Origin of the sequence: Kitasatospora sp. NPDC057738 (genome assembly GCF_042798815.1) — a bacterium.
Taxonomy (GTDB): Bacteria; Actinomycetota; Actinomycetes; order Streptomycetales; family Streptomycetaceae; genus Kitasatospora; species Kitasatospora lactacystinica.
The window spans coordinates 38,048-59,778 of the sequence record NZ_JBHVJT010000044.1 but is presented as its reverse complement, the minus strand read 5'-3'; the positions used below and the strand labels follow the sequence as shown (position 1 = coordinate 59,778).

At 73.5% G+C, this 21,731-nt stretch carries 19 protein-coding genes; 12 read left to right on the top strand and 7 right to left on the bottom strand.

Annotated features, from left to right (window positions below; translation table 11 throughout):
* Window positions 1-30: 30 nt before the first annotated feature.
* From ACFVGO_RS23630 to ACFVGO_RS23610, 5 genes are all read left to right on the top strand, one after another.
* Window positions 31-957 (top strand): ABC transporter permease, encoded by a 927-nt coding sequence (locus tag ACFVGO_RS23630; RefSeq protein WP_380633855.1) that lies wholly within the window; start codon window positions 31-33, stop codon window positions 955-957.
* A gap of 76 nt (window positions 958-1,033) precedes the next feature.
* Window positions 1,034-1,948 carry an ABC transporter permease gene (locus tag ACFVGO_RS23625; RefSeq protein WP_359899595.1) on the top strand — a complete coding sequence of 305 codons (915 nt, stop codon included), beginning with the start codon at window positions 1,034-1,036 and terminating at the stop codon, window positions 1,946-1,948.
* Window positions 1,949-1,963: 15 nt separating this feature from the next.
* Window positions 1,964-3,016: an ABC transporter ATP-binding protein gene (locus tag ACFVGO_RS23620; protein ID WP_359899571.1), complete on the top strand. Its 1,053-nt coding sequence runs from the start codon at window positions 1,964-1,966 to the stop codon at window positions 3,014-3,016.
* Between the two features lie 25 nt (window positions 3,017-3,041).
* Window positions 3,042-4,100, top strand: a complete 1,059-nt coding sequence (locus ACFVGO_RS23615) for a dipeptide ABC transporter ATP-binding protein (protein WP_359899596.1) — start codon at window positions 3,042-3,044, stop codon at window positions 4,098-4,100.
* 156 nt (window positions 4,101-4,256) lie between these two features.
* Window positions 4,257-5,306 (top strand): ABC transporter ATP-binding protein, encoded by a 1,050-nt coding sequence (locus ACFVGO_RS23610; protein WP_380633852.1) that lies wholly within the window; start codon window positions 4,257-4,259, stop codon window positions 5,304-5,306.
* A 24-nt stretch (window positions 5,307-5,330) separates the two neighbouring features.
* Here the strand turns inward: ACFVGO_RS23610 and ACFVGO_RS23605 are convergent, their stop codons facing one another.
* The 5 genes from ACFVGO_RS23605 to ACFVGO_RS23585 all read right to left on the bottom strand — a co-directional run bounded on the left by ACFVGO_RS23605 (window position 5,331) and on the right by ACFVGO_RS23585 (window position 11,513).
* Window positions 5,331-7,043: an ABC transporter family substrate-binding protein gene (locus tag ACFVGO_RS23605; protein ID WP_380633850.1), complete on the bottom strand. Its 1,713-nt coding sequence runs from the start codon at window positions 7,041-7,043 to the stop codon at window positions 5,331-5,333.
* Between the two features lie 150 nt (window positions 7,044-7,193).
* Window positions 7,194-9,605, bottom strand: coding sequence for a hypothetical protein (locus ACFVGO_RS23600; protein WP_380633848.1), 2,412 nt, complete (start codon window positions 9,603-9,605; stop codon window positions 7,194-7,196).
* Between the two features lie 244 nt (window positions 9,606-9,849).
* A complete protein-coding gene (locus ACFVGO_RS23595) occupies window positions 9,850-10,308 on the bottom strand; it encodes a DUF6113 family protein (protein WP_359899579.1) in 459 nt (152 codons plus the stop codon).
* Window positions 10,305-11,213, bottom strand: a complete 909-nt coding sequence (gene mshB, locus ACFVGO_RS23590; RefSeq protein WP_380633846.1) for an N-acetyl-1-D-myo-inositol-2-amino-2-deoxy-alpha-D-glucopyranoside deacetylase — start codon at window positions 11,211-11,213, stop codon at window positions 10,305-10,307. The genes ACFVGO_RS23595 and mshB overlap by 4 nt, the downstream gene beginning before the upstream one ends.
* A 105-nt stretch (window positions 11,214-11,318) precedes the next feature.
* Window positions 11,319-11,513: a DUF2304 family protein gene (locus tag ACFVGO_RS23585; RefSeq protein WP_049658010.1), complete on the bottom strand. Its 195-nt coding sequence runs from the start codon at window positions 11,511-11,513 to the stop codon at window positions 11,319-11,321.
* 313 nt (window positions 11,514-11,826) lie between these two features.
* On the opposite strand from ACFVGO_RS23585, the gene ACFVGO_RS23580 reads away from it, so the two are divergent.
* The 4 genes from ACFVGO_RS23580 to ACFVGO_RS23565 all read left to right on the top strand — a co-directional run bounded on the left by ACFVGO_RS23580 (window position 11,827) and on the right by ACFVGO_RS23565 (window position 17,118).
* Entirely contained in the window at window positions 11,827-13,980 is a 2,154-nt protein-coding gene (locus tag ACFVGO_RS23580) for a prolyl oligopeptidase family serine peptidase (protein ID WP_359899583.1), read from the top strand.
* 194 nt (window positions 13,981-14,174) lie between these two features.
* Window positions 14,175-15,149: an ABC transporter ATP-binding protein gene (locus tag ACFVGO_RS23575; RefSeq protein WP_359903636.1), complete on the top strand. Its 975-nt coding sequence runs from the start codon at window positions 14,175-14,177 to the stop codon at window positions 15,147-15,149.
* Window positions 15,146-15,868 (top strand): ABC transporter permease, encoded by a 723-nt coding sequence (locus tag ACFVGO_RS23570; protein ID WP_359903634.1) that lies wholly within the window; start codon window positions 15,146-15,148, stop codon window positions 15,866-15,868. The genes ACFVGO_RS23575 and ACFVGO_RS23570 overlap by 4 nt, the downstream gene beginning before the upstream one ends.
* 8 nt (window positions 15,869-15,876) lie before the next feature.
* Window positions 15,877-17,118: a histidine kinase gene (locus tag ACFVGO_RS23565; RefSeq protein WP_359903631.1), complete on the top strand. Its 1,242-nt coding sequence runs from the start codon at window positions 15,877-15,879 to the stop codon at window positions 17,116-17,118.
* 23 nt (window positions 17,119-17,141) lie between these two features.
* Here the strand turns inward: ACFVGO_RS23565 and ACFVGO_RS23560 are convergent, their stop codons facing one another.
* Both ACFVGO_RS23560 and ACFVGO_RS23555 read right to left on the bottom strand, forming a co-directional pair.
* A complete protein-coding gene (locus ACFVGO_RS23560) occupies window positions 17,142-18,563 on the bottom strand; it encodes a sensor histidine kinase (RefSeq protein ID WP_380350114.1) in 1,422 nt (473 codons plus the stop codon).
* On the bottom strand, window positions 18,557-19,231 hold the full coding sequence (locus ACFVGO_RS23555) for a response regulator transcription factor (protein ID WP_359903625.1): 675 nt from the start codon (window positions 19,229-19,231) through the stop codon (window positions 18,557-18,559). The genes ACFVGO_RS23560 and ACFVGO_RS23555 overlap by 7 nt, the downstream gene beginning before the upstream one ends.
* Window positions 19,232-19,377: 146 nt before the next feature.
* On the opposite strand from ACFVGO_RS23555, the gene murJ reads away from it, so the two are divergent.
* The 3 genes from murJ to ACFVGO_RS23540 are packed head-to-tail and all read left to right on the top strand — an operon-like array spanning window position 19,378 to window position 21,637.
* Window positions 19,378-20,952, top strand: coding sequence for a murein biosynthesis integral membrane protein MurJ (gene murJ / locus ACFVGO_RS23550; protein WP_359903622.1), 1,575 nt, complete (start codon window positions 19,378-19,380; stop codon window positions 20,950-20,952).
* The gene (locus tag ACFVGO_RS23545) at window positions 20,949-21,269 is read left to right on the top strand and encodes a hypothetical protein (RefSeq protein ID WP_359903620.1); all 321 of its coding nucleotides are present in this window, start codon (window positions 20,949-20,951) and stop codon (window positions 21,267-21,269) included. Before murJ ends, ACFVGO_RS23545 begins: the two co-directional genes overlap by 4 nt.
* Before the next feature lie 14 nt (window positions 21,270-21,283).
* Complete coding sequence (locus tag ACFVGO_RS23540) at window positions 21,284-21,637, top strand: hypothetical protein (protein ID WP_380633841.1); 354 nt, start codon at window positions 21,284-21,286, stop codon at window positions 21,635-21,637.
* The last annotated feature ends 94 nt before the right edge of the window (window positions 21,638-21,731 follow it).

Here is a 21,731-nt window from a genome sequence, read left to right as displayed (position 1 = left end):
CCCGGTCGGCCACACAGGAAGGAGGCTCGGATGGGCAGTTACGTGCTGCGGCGGGTGCTGCAGATGATCCCGGTGTTCTTCGGCACCACGCTGCTGATCTTCGTGATGGTCTACACGCTGCCGGGCGACCCGGTGGTCGCGCTGTTCGGCGAGAAGGCCGCGGACCCGTCGGTGGTCGCGAGCATCAAGCACACGTACTACCTGGACCAGCCGCTCTGGAAGCAGTACCTGCACTACATGGGGAACCTCTTCCAGGGGGACTTCGGAACCAGCTTCACCGGCCGCCCGGTCTCCGACATCATGGCGGACGCCTTCCCGGTCACCATCCGGCTGGCGCTGATGGCCTTTCTCTTCGAGATGATCGTGGGCCTCGCCTTCGGCGTGCTCTCCGGGCTGAAGCGCGGCAGCATCGCGGACACCCTGGTGCTCATCCTGACCCTGGTGGTGATCTCGATCCCGGTCTTCGTGCTGGCCTACATCGCGCAGACCGTGTTCGCCACCAACCTGGGCTGGGTCACGCCGACGGTGCAGGACAGCTACGACCTCTCCCAGCTGATCCTGCCGGCGGTCGTCCTCGGCTCGCTCTCGCTCGCGTACGTCGCCCGGCTCACCCGGACCTCCATCGGCGAGAACCTGCGGGCCGACTACATCCGGACCGCGACCGCCAAGGGCCTGCCCCGGCGGACCATCATCTCCCGCCACCTGCTGCGCAACTCGCTCATCCCGGTGGTCACCTTCCTCGGCACCGACCTCGGCGCGCTGATGGGCGGGGCGATCGTCACCGAGGGCATCTTCAACGTGCAGGGCATCGGCAACGTCCTGTACCGGGCGATCAACCAGAAGGAAGGCCCGACCGTGGTCGGCATCGTGACCGTCCTGGTGATCATCTACCTGGTCGCCAGCCTGCTCGTCGACCTGCTCTACGCGGTCCTGGACCCGAGGATCCGCTATGTCTGACATCCACGACGAGGACTCCTACGAACCACATCCCAAACCTGGTGTCTCCCGTCTCGACTACGCGGGGGAGCAGGGCATGGCGGTGGAGCAGGAGACCCTGGTCGAATCCGACGTGGAGAAGCGGGAGGAGGCCCGCAGCCTCTGGGGCGACGCCTGGCGGGACCTGCGCCGGCGGCCGATCTTCCTGCTCTCGGTCGTGCTGATCGTGCTGCTGGTGCTCGTCGCGATCTTCCCCTGGGCCTTCACCGACGCCAACCCGCGCCGGGCCGACCTGGTGCACGACTACCTCCGGCGGCCGGACTGGACGGACTTCTTCGGCGCCGGCTGGTTCGGCTACGACGCCCAGGGCCGGTCCATCTACGCCCGGGTGGTCTACGGCGCCCGGGCCTCGATCACCGTCGGCATCTTCGTGACCGCCGCGGTCACCCTGCTCGGCGGGCTGACCGGCATGGTCGCCGGGTACTACGGCGGGGTCGTCGACGCGGTGGTGTCCCGGATCGTCGACATCTTCTTCGGCATCCCGCTGCTGCTCGGCGCCCTGGTGCTGCTGAACGCGTTCACCGTCCGCACGGTGTGGACCGTGGTGGTCGCCCTGGCCGTCCTCGGCTGGACCCAGATCGCCCGCGTCATGCGCGGCGCGGTGCTGACCGTCAAACAGTCCGACTTCGTGACGGCGGGCCGGGCCCTCGGGGCCGGGACCGGACGGCTGATGCTCCGGCACATCCTGCCGAACGCGGTCGCGCCGGTGATCGTGGTGGCGACCATCGCGCTCGGCGGCTACATCGCGACCGAGGCGACGCTGAGCTTCCTCGGCATCGGTCTTCAGGAGCCGACCATCTCCTGGGGCATCGACATCTCCTCCGCCCAGAAGGTGATCCGGACCGCGCCGTACGTGATGTTCTTCCCGGCCGCGGCGCTCTCCATCACCGTGCTGGCCTTCATCATGATGGGCGACGCGGTCCGCGACGCCCTCGACCCGAAGCTTCGCTGAGCGAGGGAGCGCATCGTGAGTACAGCGGTGGACACCACCGGGCGCGTGCAGGAGGCGCCGTACCAGGGGCCGCTGCTCGACGTGCGGGACCTGCACGTCGAGTTCGTCACCCGGGACGGCGTCGCCAGGGCCGTGAACGGCGTCAACTACTCCGTCGCGGCGGGGGAGACGCTGGCGGTGCTGGGGGAGTCCGGCTCGGGCAAGTCGGTGACGGCGCAGGCGGTCATGGGCATCCTGGACATGCCGCCGGCCAGGATCCCGCGCGGCGAGATCCTCTACCGGGGCCAGGACATGCTCAGGATGAGCAAGGAGGAGCGGCGGCGGATCCGCGGCCAGAAGATCGCGATGATCTTCCAGGACGCGCTCTCGGCGCTGAACCCGGTGCTCAGCGTCGGCTACCAGCTCGGGGAGATGTTCCGGGCGCACCGGAAGGTCTCCCGCAAGGAGGCCCGGGACCGGGCCGTGGAGCTGATGGACCGGGTGCGCATCCCGGCCGCCAAGCAGCGGGTGAACGACTATCCGCACCAGTTCTCCGGCGGCATGCGCCAGCGCATCATGATCGCGATGGCGCTGGCCCTGGAGCCGGACCTGATCATCGCGGACGAGCCGACCACCGCGCTGGACGTGACGGTGCAGGCGCAGGTGATGGACCTGCTGGCCGAGCTGCAGGCCGAGTACAACATGGGCCTGATCCTGATCACCCACGACCTGGGCGTGGTCGCGGACGTCGCGGACAAGATCGCGGTGATGTACGCGGGCCGGATCGTCGAGACCGCCCCGGTGCACGAGCTGTACGCCCGGCCCGCGCACCCGTACACCCGGGGACTGCTGGACTCCATCCCCCGGCTCGACCAGAAGGGCCAGGAGCTCTACGCGATCAAGGGCCTGCCGCCCAACCTCCTGCGCATCCCCGAGGGCTGCGCCTTCAACCCCCGCTGCCCGCGTGCCCAGGACCGCTGCCGGACCGAGGTGCCGGAGCTGTTCCCGGTCACCGAGGAGGACGGGACGCCGCTGGAGGGGCGAGGCAGTGCCTGCTTCTTCTGGAAGGAGACCCTCCATGACCGTTAACGGGTCCAGCGCGCTGGGCGCGGCGATGCCGGAGGAGGTCGCCTTCGAGCAGGAGGTGCCGCGCGGCCGGCCGATCCTCGAAGTCCGGGACCTGGTCAAGCACTTCCCGCTCACCAAGGGCGTCCTGTTCAAGAAGCAGGTCGGCGCGGTGAAGGCGGTCGACGGAGTCACCTTCGACCTGATGCAGGGCGAGACGCTCGGGATCGTCGGCGAGTCCGGCTGTGGCAAGTCCACGCTGGCCAAGGTGCTGATGAACCTGGAACCGGCCACCTCGGGATCGGTCCGCTACAAGGGGGAGGAGATCTCCCGGCTCTCCGGGGCCGGGCTGAAGGCCGTCCGCCGGAACATCCAGATGGTGTTCCAGGACCCGTACACCTCGCTCAACCCGCGCATGACGGTCGGCGACATCATCGGCGAGCCGTTCGAGATCCACCCCGAGGTGGCGCCCAAGGGCGACCGCCGCAAGGCCGTCCAGGACCTGCTGGACGTGGTCGGGCTCAACCCCGAGTACATCAACCGCTATCCGCACCAGTTCTCCGGCGGTCAGCGCCAGCGCATCGGCATCGCCCGGGGGCTGGCGCTCAAGCCGGAGGTCATCATCTGCGACGAGCCGGTCTCGGCGCTGGACGTGTCCGTCCAGGCGCAGGTGATCAACCTGCTGGAGCAGTTGCAGGGCGAGTTCAACCTGTCGTACATGTTCATCGCGCACGACCTCTCCATCGTCCGGCACATCTCCGACCGCGTCGGCGTGATGTACCTGGGGAAGATGGTCGAGATCGGCAGCGACGCGGAGATCTACGACCACGCCACCCACCCCTACACCCAGGCGCTGCTCTCCGCGGTGCCGGTGCCGGACCCGAGGGCGCGGGAGGTCCGGGACCGGATCGTGCTCACCGGCGACGTGCCCTCGCCGGCCAACCCGCCGTCCGGCTGCCGCTTCCGCACCCGCTGCTGGAAGGCGCAGCAGCGGTGCGAGGTCGAGGAGCCGCTGCTGGCCGCGCCGTCCTGGCTGGACGGCGCGGCGCGGCACGACTCGGCGTGTCACTTCGCGGCGGAGAGGGAGGCCGGGAAGGGCGCCGGCTGAGACCGGTCGACGACCAGGGCGCGTCCCCGCCGGCGGGGACGCGCCCTTTCCCGTGACGGAAAAGAGATCTGCCGCGGGCTCGCCAAGTGCGGTCCCTTCCTTGATAGTTGCTCTGCGCCCAGTGGTGGGTGCCGCGGCGCCGGGGAGGCTGCTCTGATGGACGCGGTGGAGCTGATCGGCGGCGGTCGGGGGAGCGCGGAACCCGGGACGCCGCTGCTGGAGGTCGACGACCTGCACGTGGAGTTCCGTACCCGGGACGGCGTCGCCAGGGCCGTGAACGGGGTGAGCTACTCCGTCGCGGCGGGGGAGACGCTGGCGGTGCTGGGGGAGTCCGGCTCGGGCAAGTCGGTGACGGCGCAGGCGATCATGGGCATCCTGGACATGCCGCCGGGGCGGATCACCGCGGGGCGGATCCTGTTCCGCGGCGAGGACCTGCTGACCATGGGTGCCAACGCCCGGCGGTCCGTCCGGGGCGGGCACATCGCGATGATCTTCCAGGACGCGCTCTCCGCGCTGAACCCGGTGCTCAGCGTCGGCTACCAGCTGGGGGAGATGTTCCGGGCGCACCGGAAGGTCTCCCGCAAGGAGGCCCGGGACCGGGCCGTGGAGCTGATGGACCGGGTGCGCATCCCGGCCGCCAAGCAGCGGGTGAACGACTATCCGCACCAGTTCTCCGGCGGCATGCGCCAGCGCATCATGATCGCGATGGCGCTGGCCCTGGAGCCGGACCTGATCATCGCGGACGAGCCGACCACCGCGCTGGACGTGACGGTGCAGGCCCAGGTGATGGACCTGCTGGCCGAGCTGCAGGCCGAGTACAACATGGGCCTGATCCTGATCACCCACGACCTGGGCGTGGTCGCGGACGTCGCGGACAAGATCGCCGTCATGTACGCGGGCCGGATCGTCGAGACCGCCCCGGTGCACGAGCTGTACGCCCGGCCCGCGCACCCGTACACCCGGGGACTGCTGGACTCCATCCCCCGGCTCGACCAGAAGGGCCGGAACCTGCACGCCATCAAGGGCCTGCCGCCGAGCCTGCTGAGCCCCCCGGAGGGCTGCGCCTTCAACCCCCGCTGCCCGCGCGCCCAGGACCGCTGCCGGACCGAACTCCCCGCGCTGACACCGGTGACCGGCGAGCACGGGACGGAGCTGGCGGGCCGCCGCAGCGCCTGCCACTACTGGCGCGAGACGCTGCACGGCTGAGGCCGCGCCCGGCCCGGCCGGCGGCTACTTCGCGAAGCCGACGTTCTCCCAGACGATGTCGGACAGGCCCTGCGCGCCGATGTTGGCGAGGTCGGCGCGGGCCCCGTACAGCTGCGGGCGCTGGTAGAGCGGCAGGACGCCGGCCACCTTCCAGAGCTCCCCGTCGGCCTGGTTGATCGCCTCGGTGGCGGTGGCGGCGTCGCCCGCGGCCGCCGCCCGGTCGAGCGCGGCGTCCACCGCCGGGCTGCCCGCCCCGACGTGGTTGGTGCCGCCGCTCTGGACGAAGTTGGCGCGGTTGCCGCTGGCCGGGAAGGGGGTGCCGATCAGCGAGTAGGCGGCGATGTCGAAGTCGTTGCGGTTGACGTACTTGTCGAAGAACTCGTTGGCGGGGGCGGTCACGGTGGTGACCTTGATGCCGACGTCCTTGAGCATTCTGGTGGCGTTGGCGGCCTCGGCCTGGGCCGGGTTGACGCCGGCCGGGACGACCATCCGCAGGTTCAGCTCGCGGCCGTCCTTCCTCCGCACGTCGCCGTCCAGCTTCCACCCGGCCGCGTCCAGCTTGCGGGCCGCCTCGGCGGGGTCGTAGCGGGCCAGGCCCAGGGAGTTGTCGCGGTAGCCGTTCTGGTTGGTGACCAGCAGGTGGTTGTTGAGCGGGACGGCGGGCCAGTCCAGGCCGCTGAGGTCGGAGCGGATCACCACGTCCCGGTTGATCGCCTGGAAGACGGCCTGGCGCACGGTCGCGTCGCCGAGCGCGGGGGTGCGGGCGTTCAGGGTGAGCTGGCGGAAGTCCGGTCCGCCGGCCCGGCGCACCGCGGCGCCCTTGGTGTTCCTGACGACCTGGTAGCCGGCCACGTCCGGGCCGATGTTGACGAGGTCGAGCTGTCCCTTGGCGAAGGCGTCGGGCATCGCGTCGGGCAGCATCGCGTGGAAGACGATCCGGTCCAGCACCGGCTTGTCGCCCCACCAGGAGGGGTCGGCGACCAGGGTGACGGTCTGGGCGGCGCGGTCCAGCTGCTCGACCTTGAACGGGCCGGCGGTGACCGGGAAAGCGTCCAGGTAGGAGGAGTTGAACAGCTCCGGCGTGGAGATCCGGCCGGCGGGCAGCAGCGGGGCGTTGCCGGCGCTGTTGAACATCGACTGCCACTCGGAGAACGGGTGGTCGAAGGTCATCACCGCCTGGAAGTCGTCCTTGCCGCGCTCCACCGCGGAGACCAGCTCGAAGCCGGTGCTGCTGGAGGACTTGTAGGCCGGGTCCTTCCCGTTCAGCGCACGCCAGTTGGCCTCGATGTCGCGCCAGGTGATCGGGGTGCCGTCGGACCAGTGCGCCTTCGGGTTGAGCGTCCAGGTGACCACCTGCCGGCCGTCCCTGAGCTCGGCGTGCGCCTCCTGCAGGTAGGCCGGGTTGGGGGTCTGGGTGCCGGCCGCGTCCGAGCGGAAGAAGGTCGGCAGCAGCGGCTTGCTGACCATGACGGTCGAGGACTCGCTGCCGTCGGTGTGGATCGGCGACCACTGGCGGGAGAACTGGGCGATCGCCAGGTTCAGGGTGCCGCCCTGGCGCAGCTGGGCCCGGTCGTGCGGGTTGATGTCGACCGAGGTGAGCTTGGGCGACGCGAGGGCGGCCGTCGGGGCCTCGGCGGCGTCCTGACCGGAGGTGCAGGAGCAGAGGGCCAGCGAGAGGGTGAGGGCGGTGAGACCGGCGAGCAGGGCCGTCCCGTGGTGCTGGAGGCGGCGGCGCATCGGCGTGCTCCCCGGGGTGGATGTGGCGGATGGTGTGGCGTCACATCTTGCTGACCGGGACGGGTGTTGTCGAGGGGCGGGCCCGGATGCGGGCCCGCCCCTCGTGCGGTGCGGGTACGGCGGACGCGGACGCGCCGGCCCCCGACCGCGTCAGACCACGAACTTGAAGGTGCGGTCCTTGTCGCCGGTCTTGTCGAGGACCGAGGTGATGCCGTCCGCGACGTCCTGCGGGGTGATCGCGGCGACCTGGCCGTTCTTCTTGACCTTCACCTTGTCGAACGCGGTGCCCAGCTGGGCGGCGAGCGCGTCGAGGTCCCACTTGGGCACGATCTTGCCGGAGGCGTCCGGAACGAGGGTGAGCGCCTTGGCGGCGGTCTTCGGGCCGAAGTCCCAGGACTTGGCGCCGGCCACGACGTGCACCTTGCCCGCGGCGATCTGCTTGCCGAGGGTGTCGGCGGCACCCTGGAGGGCCTGGGTGGAGATCTTCGGCTGGGCGGCCGTGACGGCCAGGGCGATCGGCTGCTCGGGCTTGCCGTCGGCGCGGTCGCGGTAGGCCTGCGCGATCACGTCCAGGGCGCTCGCCGAGTCCACCGCCTGGCCGGCCCGGCCGGGCACGACGATCGGCTCGCCGTTGACGTCGCCGAACTTGACGTAGCCCTCCTGGAGGCCCTGGCCGGAACCGGCCGCGAGGGTGTCGAGGGCGGCCTTGAGCTTGGCCTTGTCGACCTTGACCTCGGGGGCGACGGTCTTGGTGCCGCCCTTGAGCGACTTGAAGACGTCCAGCGGGTTGTAGCTGTGCTGGGCCAGGCCGTCCACGGTGGCGGTGGTGTCGAAGCTCAGGCCGGCGACCGCCGGGTCGAGGTCCACGGCCTGGTCGCCGATCTTCAGCTTGAGCGGCTGCTGGCCGGCCTTGCCGACCGACTCGTCCAGCTGGTGGATCGCCTGGTCGCGGCTGCTGCCGCCGATCTCGGCGCCGAGCACCACGGTGCCCTTGGGGACGTCGGACTGGTTGAGCATCAGGCCGGTGCCGTACGCGGCGGCGCCGAGGAACAGCACCGCGACGATGCCGTAGACGCCCAGCTTGACCAGCTTCTTGCCGGCCCCGCCGCGCTTGGCCTTGGCCGGGGCGGCGGGCTCGGCCTTCGCCTTGGCGGGGGCCGGAGCGGGGGCCGGGGCGGCCTTGGAGCCCTTGCCGCCCTTGCCACCCTTGGCGTTCCGGGTCTCCTCGGAGCCCTCGGGCCGGGGGCCGGGCGCCGGGGCCGGCAGCGGGGTGACCGCGGTGGCCTCCGGGTCGCCGGGCTGCGCGGCGGTGCCGGGCGCGCCCGCGAAGAGGGCGCCGGGGCCCGCCGGAGCGGCGGGGACCTCCTGGCCGTGGCCGGGGGCGGCCGGGCGCTGGGCGGCGAACGGGTCGGTGCCGGTCGGGGCCGAGGCGAACAGGCCCGGCTGCGGACGGCCGTCGGCGCCGTGCGGGGCGCCGTTCTGGGGCAGGCCGGGTATCGCGGCGGGCGGCGGGGTGTTGTCGCGGATCGGCGCGAAGCCGTCGACGGAGGTGTCCTCCGGGTTCGGCTCGGCCTGCGGGTGCGGCGCGGGCGCCTGGTGGCCGTTCGGCTGGAAGCCGTTCTGCGGGCCGGGCTGCTGCGGCCCGCCCGGCCGGTTCTTGCGCTGCTGACGGTTCTGCGGCTGCCCGTTCTGCTGCCCGTTCTGCTGTCCGCGGCTCTGCTGGCCGCCGTCGCGCCGGGGCAGGCCCTGCGCGCCGGCGTCGGGAACGGAGGTGCCGAACGGGTCGGTGACCGGCGCGAACGGGTCGGCGGCCTCGTACACGCCGGGCTCCTCCACCGGGGCCTCGGCGTGGAACGGCGCGACGGGCGCGGCTGCCGGGTTCGGCTGCTTGCCCTGGGCGGGCACCGGCCGGCCGTTCGGGGCGCCGTTCCGCGCGCCGTCGGCACGGGCGGGCCGGCCCGCGGCCGGACGGGCACCCTGCGGGCGCGGCTCGGCGCCGCCGGGGGCGACCGGGGCCTCCGTCGTGCCCACGGCACCGGCCGGAACGGTCGCCGGAGCCGTGGCCGGCGCGGACTCGGCGGTCGCGGCCTTCTTCTGGCGCGGGCGGAACCAGGCGCCGGTGGACTCCGACTCCGAGGTCGCCGGCGGGATCGGCGGGATCTGCCACTCCGGCGGCAGGTTCGGCGGGGCGGCCTGGCGGCCGCCGTCGTCCATCACACCGAGGACGGGCGAGGTCGGCGCGGAGCGGTGCCGCGGGCCGCCCGGTTCGGCGGCGGAGGCCGGGGCGTCATCGCCCGGGCCGTCCTCGTTCTTGACGGTGCTGCGGACGACGACCGGCGGGATCGGACGCGAGCCGGGGATGTTGATCCGGACCCGGGTGGTCAGGGTGGTCTCGGTCTTCGGACCGTCGTCCTCGCCGCCCGACGCGGCGCCCGGTCCGGCGTCGGCCCGGTCGCCGCCGGGAAGCCCCGGCGTGCCGTAGGGCGGTGTGCCCGACGGGTAGGCGTCCGGGCCCGTGCGCCGGGGCGTCGGGTGGGCGTTGTCAGATTCGCGGCTGCTCAATGCTGCTCTGCTCCGGGTTCGCGGGCGGGCCGTGCGGCGCGACCGCGGTTCGTGGTCGCCGGGCCTTGGCTGGGGCGGGCGGCGGTCGGGTACGGCGTTCTGCGGGACCACCATACTGGGAAGAACTGAGCGGCGAACGGCTTCGGACAGATCCTGATACGTCCGGTTCCTCCGGTATGAGAGTAAGGCCGTACGCTCCTGACTGCTCGTCGTACGCGGTACGGTACGCCGTGCACGACCCGGGTCAGCGCGGGGGGCCGGGCACCCCGGGGAACCAGCTGGTGCGGGTGGGTAGGGTGGCGCAGATCACGCCCAGCACCGACCCGGCGAACAGCCAGGCCAGCGAGGTGGCGTTGGACCACAGCACGTTGTCGCCCTCGGGCCGGGGCACGATCAGCAGCAGCATCGCCAGGAACCAGCCGGCCGCGGGCGCGCCCGCGCCGAGCCGGGTGCCGGTGACCCGCAGGCCGCCGTAGAAGGTGGCGCCGGTCGCGGCGAGCGCCAACAGGACTCCCACCGGCGGCCACAGGGCCTGCACAAAGGATCCGCAGACCGACACCGCGGCACCCAGCAGGAAGAACAGGACGTAGGCCCCGATCCGGGCGGCGCGCGGGGGCTGGGGCTCCGCCAGCCGCTCCTCGCGGGTGCCGAGGACGGCGGCGGCGAGCGTGCGGCGCGGCGGTGTGGCGTCGGACTTGCTCATCGGGTGCCCTCCTCGGCGTGGGCGGCGTCGAGCGGAAGGCCGGCGAACAGGTCGTCCTCCGGCCCGCCCGGCCCGGCCTGGCCGTGCACCAACTGGTAGTACTCGGTGGTGAACAGCGGCTGGGCGAGGTCGTTGGAGAGCGCGAAGAAGGCGCCGTCCACGGTGATCTGGGTGGCGTGGGCGGTCAGCGCGGCGGCCTTGCGCCCCGCGTACGCCGCGCCGTCCAGGACGGTGGTGACCACCTCGTCGTCGACCACGCCGGGGATGTCGGAGGGCTGCGCCACGCCCGGGAAGGGCGCCTTGGCGGCGGCCTCGGCGAGCCCGGCCTCGATCACCGAGCGGGGCATCCGGTTCCAGTACACCTTGGCGATCCGCCAGGCCGGGCCCAGCTCCGGCCGGTGCGCCGGGTCGGCGGCCAGCTCGTGGGCGCGCATCGCGACCCGGTGCGCCTGGATGTGGTCCGGGTGCCCGTAGCCGCCGTCCGGGTCGTACGTGACCAGCACCTGCGGGCGCGTCTCGCGGATCACCGCGACCAGGTGGCCGGCCGCCTCCTCGACGTCCGCCCGCCAGAAGCAGCCGGGCACGTCGTTCTCGGGCACGCCCATCATCCCGGAGTCGCGGTAGCGCCCCGGGCCGCCGAGGAAGCGGAAGTCGGTCACGCCGAGGGCGCGCATCGCCCCGGTGAGCTCGCCGATCCGGTGCGCGCCGAGGGTGTCGTCCCGATCGGCCGTCAGGTGGGCCAGTCGCGCGGGGATCACCTCGCCGCCCTCGCCGAGGGTGCAGGTCACCAGCGTGACCCGGGCGCCCTCGGCGGCGTACCGGGCCATGGTGGCGCCGTTGCCGATCGACTCGTCGTCGGGGTGCGCGTGCACCAGGAGGAGGCGGCGGCCGGTAGTCGCGGTCATGGGAGGAAGCCTAGGGCCTGTCGTCACGCTCCCGTCGTCCGCCCGGAGGGAGGCGGGGGCGGGCGCGCGTGCGACGAGCAGGCCCTCGCGGCCGCGGCGGCGGGGTCAGAGCCTCAGGCCGTTGATCATTCCGGCGAGGTTGCTGGTGACCTGGCTGATCGACGGGGCGATCGAGCTGGAGGCCAGGTAGAAGCCCAGCAGCGCGCAGACGATCGCGTGCGCCAGCTTCAGGCCGGACCGGCGGATCAGGATCACCACGATGACCAGCATCAGCACGGCGGCGGAGATGTTCATGGCCATGTCGGCTCACACCCCTTCTCGGGCACGCCGCCCGGGGGAGAGCGGCGAGGGACGGTGCGGGACTGGGGGCTGCGGGTGACCGCGGTCCGGGACGGGGCCGGACGTTCACTCGCGCGACAAGTCATACCCGATGGGTGAGGGTGTCATTACCCTCGGTGAGTCCGCGCGCGCCGGGGCATCGTGGCATCCGAGGGGCGCGTGGGCCGGTCGGAGGCGGTTTGGACCTCTTTGGGGCGTACTTGTCGACGATGCTCCGAACGAGTGATCAACGCACACCCGGGGGTGGTGGTCCGTCGTCATAAGGTCTGGTGCCATGACCTCCCACACCTCTGCCGACACCTTCCCGAGGCAGTACGCGCGGACCCTGCGCTACACCGTCGGCGCGCCCCGCTCCTTCTCCGTCGCGCCGGACGGCTCGCGGGTCGTCTTCCTCCGCTCGCGATCCGGCCGCGACCGGGCCAACCTGCTCTGGACCCTCGACACCGCCACCGGCGAGGAGCGGGTCGCCGCCGACCCGGCCGCGCTGCTCGGCGGCGGCGAGGAGGACCTCTCGCCGGCCGAGAGGGCCCGCCGCGAGCGCAGCCGCGAGGGCTCGGCCGGCATCGTCGGCTACGCCCTGGACGCGGCCGGGCAGCTGGCCGCCTTCGCCCTCTCCGGCCGCCTGTTCACCGCCGACCTGGCCACCGGCGCCACCGCCGAACTGCCCGCCGAGGGGCCGCTGCTGGACCCGCGCCTCTCCCCGGACGGCGCCTACGTCGCGTACGCCAACACCGCCGGCGAGCTGCGGCTGACCCGCACCGACGGCGGCGGCGACCGGGTGCTCGCCGAGCCGGACGGCCCGAACGTCACCTGGGGCCAGGCCGAGTTCATCGCGCAGGAGGAGATGGACCGCGACCGCGGCTTCTGGTGGTCCCCGGCGGGCGACCGGCTGCTGGTCGAGCGCGCCGACGACAGCCCGGTGCGCCGCTGGTGGATCGCCGACCCGGCGAACCCGGACCGTGAGCCCGCCGAGGTCGCCTACCCGGCGGCCGGCGGCGCCAACGCCGAGGTCGGGCTCTGGCTGCTCGACCTGCACGGCGGGCGCACCGAGGTGGTCTGGGACCGCGAGGCCTACCCGTACCTGGGCCGGGTGCACTGGTCGAAGGGCGGCGTGCCGCTGCTCCTGGTCCAGACCCGCGACCAGCGCGGCCAGCGGATCCTCGGCCTGGACGCCGCCACCGGCGCCACCGAGGTGCTGCACGAGGAGAAGGACGGCGCCTGGCTGGAGCTGTTCCCGGGCGCGCCGGCCTGGACCCCGGACGGCAAGCTGGTCCGGATCTCCGACGAGGGAGGCGTGCGGGCGCTGGTGATCGGCGACCGCACCGTGACCGGGGCCGACCTGCACGTCCGCTCGGTCGTCGCGGTCACCGAGCGGGAGGTGTTCTTCGGCGCCGCCGGCGGCGCCGAGGAGACCGACCCCGAGCCGGGCTGGATCGGCGTCGGCCGGATCAGCCACGACGGCACGCGACTGGGCTGGGAGTCCGCCAACGGGCGGCCGTTCACCTCCGTCACCAGCGCGGTGCACGGCGGCGGGATCACCGTCCGGGCCACCGCCGAGCCGGACCTGCCCGGCACCCTGGTCCAGGTCGCCCGGGACCTGCCCGAGGGCCTGGCGGTCGACGACGTCGCCACCATCGCCTCGTACGCCGAGACCCCGGTCATCACCGCCCGCCCGGTCTTCCGCTTCGCCGGCGAGCGCCGCATCCCCGCCGCCGTCTTCCTGCCCACCGGCTACGACCGGGAGCGGGACGGCCTGCTGCCCGTCCTGATGGACCCGTACGGCGGCCCGCACGGCCAGCGCGTCGTCCAGGCGCACAACCCGCACCTCAACTCGCAGTGGTTCGCCGACCAGGGCTTCGCGGTGGTCGTCGCCGACGGGCGCGGCACGCCCGGGCGCGGGCCGGCCTGGGAGAAGTCGATCGCCTTCGACTTCGCCGGGGCCACCCTGGACGACCAGGTGGAGGCGCTGCGGGCGCTCGCCGGGGAGTTCCCGCTGGACCTCGACCGGGTCGCCGTCCGCGGCTGGTCGTACGGCGGCTACCTCTCCGCGCTCGCCGTGCTGCGCCGCCCGGACGTCTTCCACGCGGCGGTGGCCGGGGCGCCGGTGACCGACTGGGAGCTGTACGACACCCACTACACCGAGCGCTACCTGGGCGACCCGGCCGAGCGGCCCGAGGTGTACGCCGCCAACTCGCTGAGCGGGTACGCGGCCGGCCTGGAGCGCCCGCTGATGATCATCCACGGGCTGGCGGACGACAACGTGGTGGCCGCGCACACCCTGCGGCTGTCCTCGGCGCTGCTCGCCGCCGGGCGCCCGCACACCGTGCTGCCGCTGTCCGGCGTCACCCACATGACCCCGCAGGAGGAGGTCGCGGAGAACCTGCTGCTGCTCCAGGTCGACTTCGTGAAGCGCTCGCTGGGGGTGTGACACCCGTCCGACCAGCGCTTTCGGCGGCCGGTGCCCCTGACGGGGGTACCGGCCGCCGGCATGACATCCGTCATGCCGAAGGCACGACGGCGGACACTGCCGCCGCCACCCGCCCGCGCGGGACTCTGAGGTGGTGCGAACAGCACCGACCGTGACGCCACGAGCGTGACACCATCAGGGAGAGGAGCCGGGCGATGGGTACCGAGGTGGCCGCCTTCCGCGGCGTGGGCAAGAGCTACGGGCGGGTGCGCGCCGTGGACGGACTGGACCTCGTGCTGAGGCCGGGCGAGACCGTCGCCCTGCTCGGGCCGAACGGCGCCGGGAAGTCCACCAGCCTGGACCTGCTGCTCGGCCTGCGCGAGCCCGACCGGGGCAGCGTGACCCTGTTCGGCGGCACCCCGCGGGCGGCGATCGAGGCCGGCCGGGTCGGCGCGATGCTGCAGAGCGGCGGGCTGATGACCGACGTCAAGGTGCGCGAGCTGGTGCGGCTCGCCTGCGACGTGCACCCGCGCGGCCGGCCGGTCACCGAGGTGCTGACCGACGCCGGGATCACCGAGCTGGCGGAGCGGCGGGTCGACAAGCTGTCCGGCGGCCAGGAGCAGCGGGTCCGCTTCGCCCTGGCCATCGCCGGCGACAACGACCTGATCGTGCTGGACGAACCGACCACCGGCATGGACGTCGGCGTGCGGCAGTCGTTCTGGGCGAGCATGCGCGCGCAGGCCGACGCCGGGCGCACGGTGCTGTTCGCCACCCACTACCTGGAGGAGGCCGACTCGATCGCCGACCGCGTCCTGGTGCTGCACCGGGGCCGGCTGATCGCCGACGGCAGCTCGGCGGAGATCAAGGCGCGGGCCGGCGCCCGCCGGGTCGCCTTCGAACTCCACGACGCGGACGGCGGGTTCGAGGAGCCCGTGCTGCGCACCCTGCCGGGCGTGCGGTCGCTGGACGTCACCGCGAGGGTCCCGGGGGTGCGGACGGTACGGATCCGGACCGCGGACGCCGACGCCACCGTGGCCGGGATCTACCGGGCGGGGCTGTACCCGCGCGGGCTGGAGGTCGCCGGCGTGGGCCTGGAGCAGGCCTTCCTGACCATCACCGGCGAACTGGACCGCGAGGACGGCGCCGGGGACGCCGGCCGCGAGAGCACCGAGAAGGAGACCGTGCGATGACCACCCTGATCCGGCTGGAGATCCTGCGGACCCTCCGCAACCGGCGCTACCTGCTCTTCACCGTCGCCTACCCGGCGCTGATGTACTTCTTCTTCATCAACGCCTACGGCTCCACCCAGCTCGCCGGGGGCCTGCCGGTGAAGACCTACTTCATGGTCTCGATGGCCACCTTCGGCGCGGTCGGCGCGGTGCTGACCGGCAGCGCGCAGCGGATCTCGCTGGAGCGCAAGAGCGGCTGGGTGCGCCAGCTGCGGCTGACCGCGCTGCCCGGCCGGGCGTACACCGTCGGCAAGATCGCGGCGACCGCCGTCACCACGCTGCCGGCGATCCTGGTGGTCTTCGCGGTCGGCGCGAGCCAGGGCGTCTCGCTGAGCGTGCCGCAGTGGCTCGGGCTGGCGGCCGCGCTCTGGCTGGGCAGCTTCGTCTTCGCCGCGCTCGGGGTGGCGCTCGGGTACGCGGCGGCGCCGGACGCGGTGCAGCCGATCGTGATGATCACCTACATGGCGATGGCCCTGCTCGGCGGCACCTGGTTCCCGGTGAGCGGCTCGCTGGAGAGGTTCGCCCGCTTCAACCCGGTGTACCTGTACAACCGGCTGGCCGACTTCACCCGGCCCGGGCACTCCCTGGACACCGGCGCGGTCGCCGGGCTGGCCGCCTTCCTCGTGGTGTTCGGCGCCGCCGCGGCGGCCCTGTACCGCCGCGACAGCCGCCAGGCATGATGATCGACATGAGTGACGCGCGCCAGGCCCACCGCCCCGACGAACCGCCGGAGGCGGGCGTGGCGCGCGCGTCCTTCATGAACGTGCCCGGTTCCCCGGTGGAGAGCAGGCGCCAGCTGCTGGTCAAGGTCGCCTGGATGATGCTGTGGATGCTCTACCTGGCCTACCCGGCGGGCGACCTGCTGAACGGCGGCCACACCACGGCCGGGACGGTGCTCGGCTGGTGCTGCCTGGCCGGGTTCGTGGCCGCCTACGTGCTGCTGGTGGTCTTCCGCTCGCAGGCCGGGATGCGGCCGCGGGCCTGCCTGGTGGTCGTCACGACGATGGTCGGGCTCGCCGTCGCCGCCCCGGTCGGCCTCGGAGCCGCGTTCCTGACGCTGTTCATCTACGCCTCGGTGTGCGTCGCGATCATCGTGCCGACCCACTACGCGCTGCGCGCCCTGGTCGCCATGGCCGTGCTCACCGCCGCCGTCGGGACGGGCATCGGGGCCGGCGTCGACAACGTCTCCACCTTCGCGCTCAGCGCCTTCCTCTCCGGCATCGCGATGACCGGTCTGCAGCGGCTCGTCGCCACCATGAAGGAGCTGCGCGAGGCCCGGGCCGCGGTCGCCCACCTGGCGGCCTCCGAGGAGCGGCTGCGGCTGGCCCGCGACCTGCACGACCTGCTCGGGCACTCGCTGTCGCTGATCACCCTGAAGAGCGAGCTGGCCGGGCGGTTCATGGACGCCGGCAAGGACGAGGCGGCGCGGGCGCAGGTCGCCGACATCGAGCAGGTCGCCCGGCAGTCGCTGATCGACGTCCGGGAGGCGGTGACCGGCTTCCGTCGCCCGACCCTGCCGGTCGAACTGGCCGCCGCCCGTACCGCGCTGGCCGCCGCGCAGGTCCGGCTGGAGGCCGCGCCGGAGCTGGTGGACGCCTGGCCGTCGCTGGCCGACGAGGAGACCGGGGCGCTGGCCTGGGCGCTGCGCGAGGCCGTCACCAACGTGGTCCGGCACGGCGAGGGCGCCACCGTCTGCACGGTGACGGCGGACGAGAGCTGGGAGGCGAGCGGCGAGCGCTGCGCCGTCCTGGAGATCACCGACAACGGGCGCGGGCCGGGCAAGTCCCAACCGGGCAACGGCCTGTCCGGGCTGGAGGAGCGGCTGGCCCTGGTCGGCGGGCGGCTGGAGACCGGGCCGGGGGAGCGGGGGAGGGGCTTTCGGCTGAGGGCCTCGGTGCCGCTGCGGACGGTGTCCGCGGCCACGCCCTAGAGGCGCCCCGGCCACGCCCCGGACTAGGAGTCCCGTCCGGCCGACGGCAGTTCCAGCACGAAGCGGGCGCCGTACGGGGCGTGGGCGACCCGCAGGGTGCCGCCGTGCCGGGTCGCGATGTCCGCCGAGATGGCCAGGCCCAGACCGCTGCCGCCGGCGTCCCGGCTGCGGGCCTCGTCGAGCCGGGTGAACGGCTCGAAGATCCGCTCGCGGTCCTCCGGCGGCACGCCCGGGCCGTCGTCCCGGACCTCCAGGACACAGCCGTGCACGGTGTGCCGCACGGACAGCACCACCTCGGCGGCCGCGTGCCGCTGGGCGTTGTCCAGCAGGTTGCGCACCAGCCGGTGCAGCCGGATGCGGCTGCCGCGCACCAGCACCGCTTCGGGCGCGTCCACCAGCAGGGCGAGCCGGGCGCCGACGACCGGGCGGTACTGGTCGGCGAGTTCGCGCAGCACGGCGGACAGGTCGACGTCGGTGAGCCGGCCGGCCGACGCCGGGTGCGAGTCCCGGGCCAGGAACAGCAGGTCCTCGGTGAGCTGCTGGAGCCGCTCGACCGAGGTGAGCGCCTCCCGGGTGGTGGCCGGCCAGTCGGTGCGCTCGGGGTGCGCCAGCGACACCTCCAGATTGGTGCGCAGCGCGGCGATCGGGCTGCGCAGCTCGTGCGAGGCGTCCGCGACGAAGCGCTGCTGCTGCACGGCGGAGCGCTCCAGCCGGTCCAGGGTGGCGTTGGTGGTCCGGGCCATCCGGGTGAGCTCGTCGCCGGCGCGCGGCACCGGGACGCGGCGGTCCAGCCGGTGCTCGCCGATCTCGGCCAGCCCGGCGCGGATCGCCTCCACCGGGCGCAGCGCCCGGCTGGTCGCCGCCCAGGCCACCAGTGCGACCAGCAGCGCGGCGGCCGGCACGCCCAGCTGCAGCACCGGGTCGATGGTGTGCAGCGAGGCCTCGGCGGCGAACGGGGTGACCAGCACGTACACCGTGAACGGGCCGGCCATCGGCTTCGTCTGGTCGCCGTCCTTGCGCAGCAGGGGGCTCCAGCTGCCCATCGCGGTGAAGGTGCGTCCCGAGTAGCGGTTGGCCGCGGCCGTGCCCGCGGGGCCGATGGTGATCCGCTGGACGGACTGCCAGTCGTCCCGGGCCAGGTGCGGCACGGAGGCGGGCGGGGGCCCGGCCAGGTGCTGGGTGGTCAGCGTGCCGCCCATGAACAGCACCTGGCCGTCGCCGCCCAGCACCACGTACGGCAGCCTCCAGTTGTCCACCAGCTGCTGGCCGAGCTTGTAGCCGTTGCTGAGGTCGTGGGACTGCGACTTGGCCTCCGCCTGGGCGGCCTCCAACTGGGCGTCGTACAGGTGGCCGCGCAGCCACCAGGCGCCGCCGCCGAGCAGCAGCAGCGCGGTCAGTCCGGCCGCCAGCGAGGTGCGCAGGCGGGTGGAGAGGCGGCTCAGCACGGTGCGGTCTCCAGTCGGTAGCCGGCGCCGCGCACCGTGGTGATCGAGCGGACGCCGAACGGGGTGTCCACCTTGCGGCGCAGCATGCTGACGTACACCTCGACGATGGACTCCTCGCCGTCGAAGGCGATGTCCCACACCTCGTCGACGATCCGGCGCTTGGAGAGCACCTCGCCGGGGTGCTCGGCCAGGCAGCGCAGGACGGCGAACTCCCGCTCGGTGAGGGTGATCTCGGCGCCGCCCCGGCCGCAGCGGCGGCCCGCCGGGTCCAGCCAGAGGTCGCCGACCCGCAGCAGCGGGCCCGGGGTCTGGCTGCGGCGGAGCAGGGCGCGCAGCCGGGCCAGGAAGACCAGGTAGGAGAACGGCTTGGTGAGGTAGTCGTCGGCGCCGGTGTCCAGGCCCTCGGCCTCGTCGTACTCGCCGTCCTTGGCGGTCAGCATCAGGATCGGGGTGGTGACGCCGTCGAAGCGCAGCGCCTCGCACACCTTGTAGCCGTTCAGGCCGGGCAGCATGATGTCGAGCACGATCGCCCGGTAGGCGTGCCGCTGGGCCAGCCGCAGGCCGGTGAGACCGTCCGGGGCGAGGTCGACGGTGTAGCCCTCCGCCTCCAGACCGCGCCGTACGGCCGCCGCGACCTGGGCGTCGTCCTCCACCACCAGAATCTCCATGCGGATCAGGATGCCATCGGCGCCGGATCCGTTCCTTAAGCCGCCTTCAGCTTTCTCAGCCTCGCTTCAGGGGAACCGGAGCATGCTCTCGCCGGTTTCGCCGATCCGTCCGGGTCGGCGCTGCTCGGAGCGGGAGGGACCGGCGGATGAGTGTTCCGGAAGGCCCCGCGGTGCCCGTCCGGCACCGCAGGCCGCGCCGTGCGCTCCCGCCCGGCCTGGTGATGGCGGCCGGGACGGTGGTCTCCCGGGCCACCGGTTTCGTCCGCTCGGCGCTGCTGGTGGCGGTCCTCGGCTCGGGGCTGCTCGCGGACGGGTACAACGTGGCCAACACGGTGCCCAACATCCTGTTCGTGCTGCTGATCGGCGGTGCGCTGAACACCGCGCTGGTGCCCCATCTGGTGCGCGCCGCCAAGGAGTCGGCGGACGGCGGGGCGGCGCACACCGACCGGCTGGTGACGGTGCTGGTGGTCGCCCTGCTGGTGCTGACGGCGGTCGTGGTGCCCGGTGCGCCGTACGTGGTGCGGGCCTACACCTCGTACGACGGTGCCCAGTTGGACCGGACGGTGCTGCTGGCGTACCTGTGCCTGCCGCAGGTGTTCTTCTACGGGCTGTTCACGGTGCTCGGCCAACTCCTCAACGCCCGGCGGCGGTTCGCGCCGATGGCGTGGGCGCCGGTGCTCAACAACCTGGTGGTGATCGGGGTGTTCGGCGCCTTCGTCGGCCACCGCTCCTTCGACGAGCGGGACCTGACGGTGCTCGGGGCCGGGACGACGGCCGGCGTGGTGGCCCAGGGCCTGGTGCTGCTGCCCTGCCTGCGGGCGGCCGGGGTACGGCTGCGGCCGCGCTGGGACTGGCGGCGGGCGGGGCTCGGCGAGCCGCTGCGCGCCGCCGGGTGGACGCTGCTGCTGGTGCTCGCCGACCAGGCGGGCTACTGGGTGGTCACCAGGCTGTCGACCTCGGTCGGCGCGCAGGCCGCCGCGGCAGGGCTGCCGGGCGTCGGGTACACCGCCTACAGCAGCGCGTACCTGCTGTGGATCGTGCCGCACGGGGTCGTCACGGTGTCGTTGGTGACGGCGGCGGTGCCCGCGCTCAGCGCGTCCGCCGACTCCCCGCGGGCCGTGCGGGCGCTGCTCGCCCGGACCGTGCGCACCGTCGCGGTGGTCACCGTCCCGGCGGCCTGCGGGTTCGCGGTCCTCGCGCCGCAGCTGTGCGCGCTCGCCTTCGGGCACGGGAGCACCGACCCCGCCGACGTCCGGGCCATCGCCGGGATGCTGACCGCCTTCGCGCCCGGCCTGGTCCTCTACTCGGCCTCGTACGCGCTGACCCGCGCCTTCTACGCGCTGGGCGACAGCCGCACGCCCTTCCTGCTCAACCTGCTGCCGGTCGCCGCCACGGCCCTGGGGGCGGTGCTCTGCCACCGGCTGCTGCCGCTGCGCTGGGCCGTCACCGGGATGGCCGGCTGCTACGGGGGCTCGTTCCTGCTGACCGTCCTGGGCGCCTCCCTGCTGCTGCGGCGCCGCCTCGGCCCGGTGCGGGTCCTGGGCGACCACGCCAGGCTGCTGCTCGCCGCCCTCCCGGCCGCCACCGCGGCCTGGTGGACCGCGCGGTACGGCCTGGCGCCGGCCGCCGCCACCCTCGTTGTCGGCTACCTCCTGCTCGCCCACCTCCTGCGGGTCGACGAACTGTCGGCCCTCACCACACGATTGCGCAGACGCCCATGACTCTCCTTCCCACCGATGTCGCCCGCGTCCTCGACGTCCTCCTCCCGGAGGGCCACCCCCTGCGCGCCCAGGTCCCGCACCTGCGCGTGGAGTCCCGCTGCCGGTGCGGCTGCAGCACGGCCCTCTTCGCCGGCGTCGCGGACGGCGCCCGCTCGGACGTGGTGGCCGAGGCGGCGATCGGCTCCGACGGCGAGATCCTGCTCTTCGCCGAGGACGGCCGGCTCTCCTGGCTGGAGGTCTGCTCCTGGAGCGACCCCAAGCTCACCCTCGCCGACGCGGCCCGCTTCCTGCGCGGGGAACCCGGGCAGCCGGGGTGAGCGTCCTTTCGGACATGCCCACCGTTCTCGTTCTCGGCTTCGACCCGCACACCGTCCCCGGCACGGACGGCGACGCCGTGCGGGCCCTCCTCGACGCCGAACTCGCCCGCTTCGCCGAGCAGGGCATCGACGCCGCCGTCGCGCTGGTCGCGCCCGACGACACCGCCGAACCCGCCGTGGTCGCGGCCCTCGCCGGGCGCGGGTGGGACGTCGTCGTCATCGGCGGCGGCATCCGCAAGCCCGAGTCGGCCCTGCCCTTCTTCGAACTCGTCGTCAACCTCGTCCGCCGCCACGCCCCGCAGGCCGCCATCGCCTTCAACACCAGCCCCGCCGACAGCGTCGAGGCCGCCCGGCGCTGGCTGCCGTAGCGGGGGGGAGGAGGGAGCGTAATTCCCCCCCCCCCCCTCCCCCCCCCCCCCCCCACCCCCCCACCCCCCCCCTACGGCTCCCCCCCCCCCCCCC

Bases quoted from the DNA above. Each gene is read 5' to 3' on its own strand.
- ACFVGO_RS23630 (WP_380633855.1), top strand. From the start codon at position 31: ATGGGCAGTTACGTGCTGCGGCGGGTGCTGCAGATGATCCCGGTGTTC.
- ACFVGO_RS23625 (WP_359899595.1), top strand. From the start codon at position 1,034: ATGGCGGTGGAGCAGGAGACCCTGGTCGAATCCGACGTGGAGAAGCGG.
- ACFVGO_RS23615 (WP_359899596.1), top strand. From the start codon at position 3,042: ATGCCGGAGGAGGTCGCCTTCGAGCAGGAGGTGCCGCGCGGCCGGCCG.
- ACFVGO_RS23610 (WP_380633852.1), top strand. From the start codon at position 4,257: ATGGACGCGGTGGAGCTGATCGGCGGCGGTCGGGGGAGCGCGGAACCC.
- ACFVGO_RS23605 (WP_380633850.1), bottom strand. From the start codon at position 7,043: ATGCGCCGCCGCCTCCAGCACCACGGGACGGCCCTGCTCGCCGGTCTC.
- ACFVGO_RS23595 (WP_359899579.1), bottom strand. From the start codon at position 10,308: ATGAGCAAGTCCGACGCCACACCGCCGCGCCGCACGCTCGCCGCCGCC.
- mshB (WP_380633846.1), bottom strand. From the start codon at position 11,213: ATGACCGCGACTACCGGCCGCCGCCTCCTCCTGGTGCACGCGCACCCC.
- ACFVGO_RS23585 (WP_049658010.1), bottom strand. From the start codon at position 11,513: ATGGCCATGAACATCTCCGCCGCCGTGCTGATGCTGGTCATCGTGGTG.
- ACFVGO_RS23580 (WP_359899583.1), top strand. From the start codon at position 11,827: ATGACCTCCCACACCTCTGCCGACACCTTCCCGAGGCAGTACGCGCGG.
- ACFVGO_RS23575 (WP_359903636.1), top strand. From the start codon at position 14,175: ATGGGTACCGAGGTGGCCGCCTTCCGCGGCGTGGGCAAGAGCTACGGG.
- ACFVGO_RS23570 (WP_359903634.1), top strand. From the start codon at position 15,146: ATGACCACCCTGATCCGGCTGGAGATCCTGCGGACCCTCCGCAACCGG.
- ACFVGO_RS23565 (WP_359903631.1), top strand. From the start codon at position 15,877: ATGAGTGACGCGCGCCAGGCCCACCGCCCCGACGAACCGCCGGAGGCG.
- ACFVGO_RS23555 (WP_359903625.1), bottom strand. From the start codon at position 19,231: ATGGAGATTCTGGTGGTGGAGGACGACGCCCAGGTCGCGGCGGCCGTA.
- murJ (WP_359903622.1), top strand. From the start codon at position 19,378: ATGAGTGTTCCGGAAGGCCCCGCGGTGCCCGTCCGGCACCGCAGGCCG.
- ACFVGO_RS23545 (WP_359903620.1), top strand. From the start codon at position 20,949: ATGACTCTCCTTCCCACCGATGTCGCCCGCGTCCTCGACGTCCTCCTC.
- ACFVGO_RS23540 (WP_380633841.1), top strand. From the start codon at position 21,284: ATGCCCACCGTTCTCGTTCTCGGCTTCGACCCGCACACCGTCCCCGGC.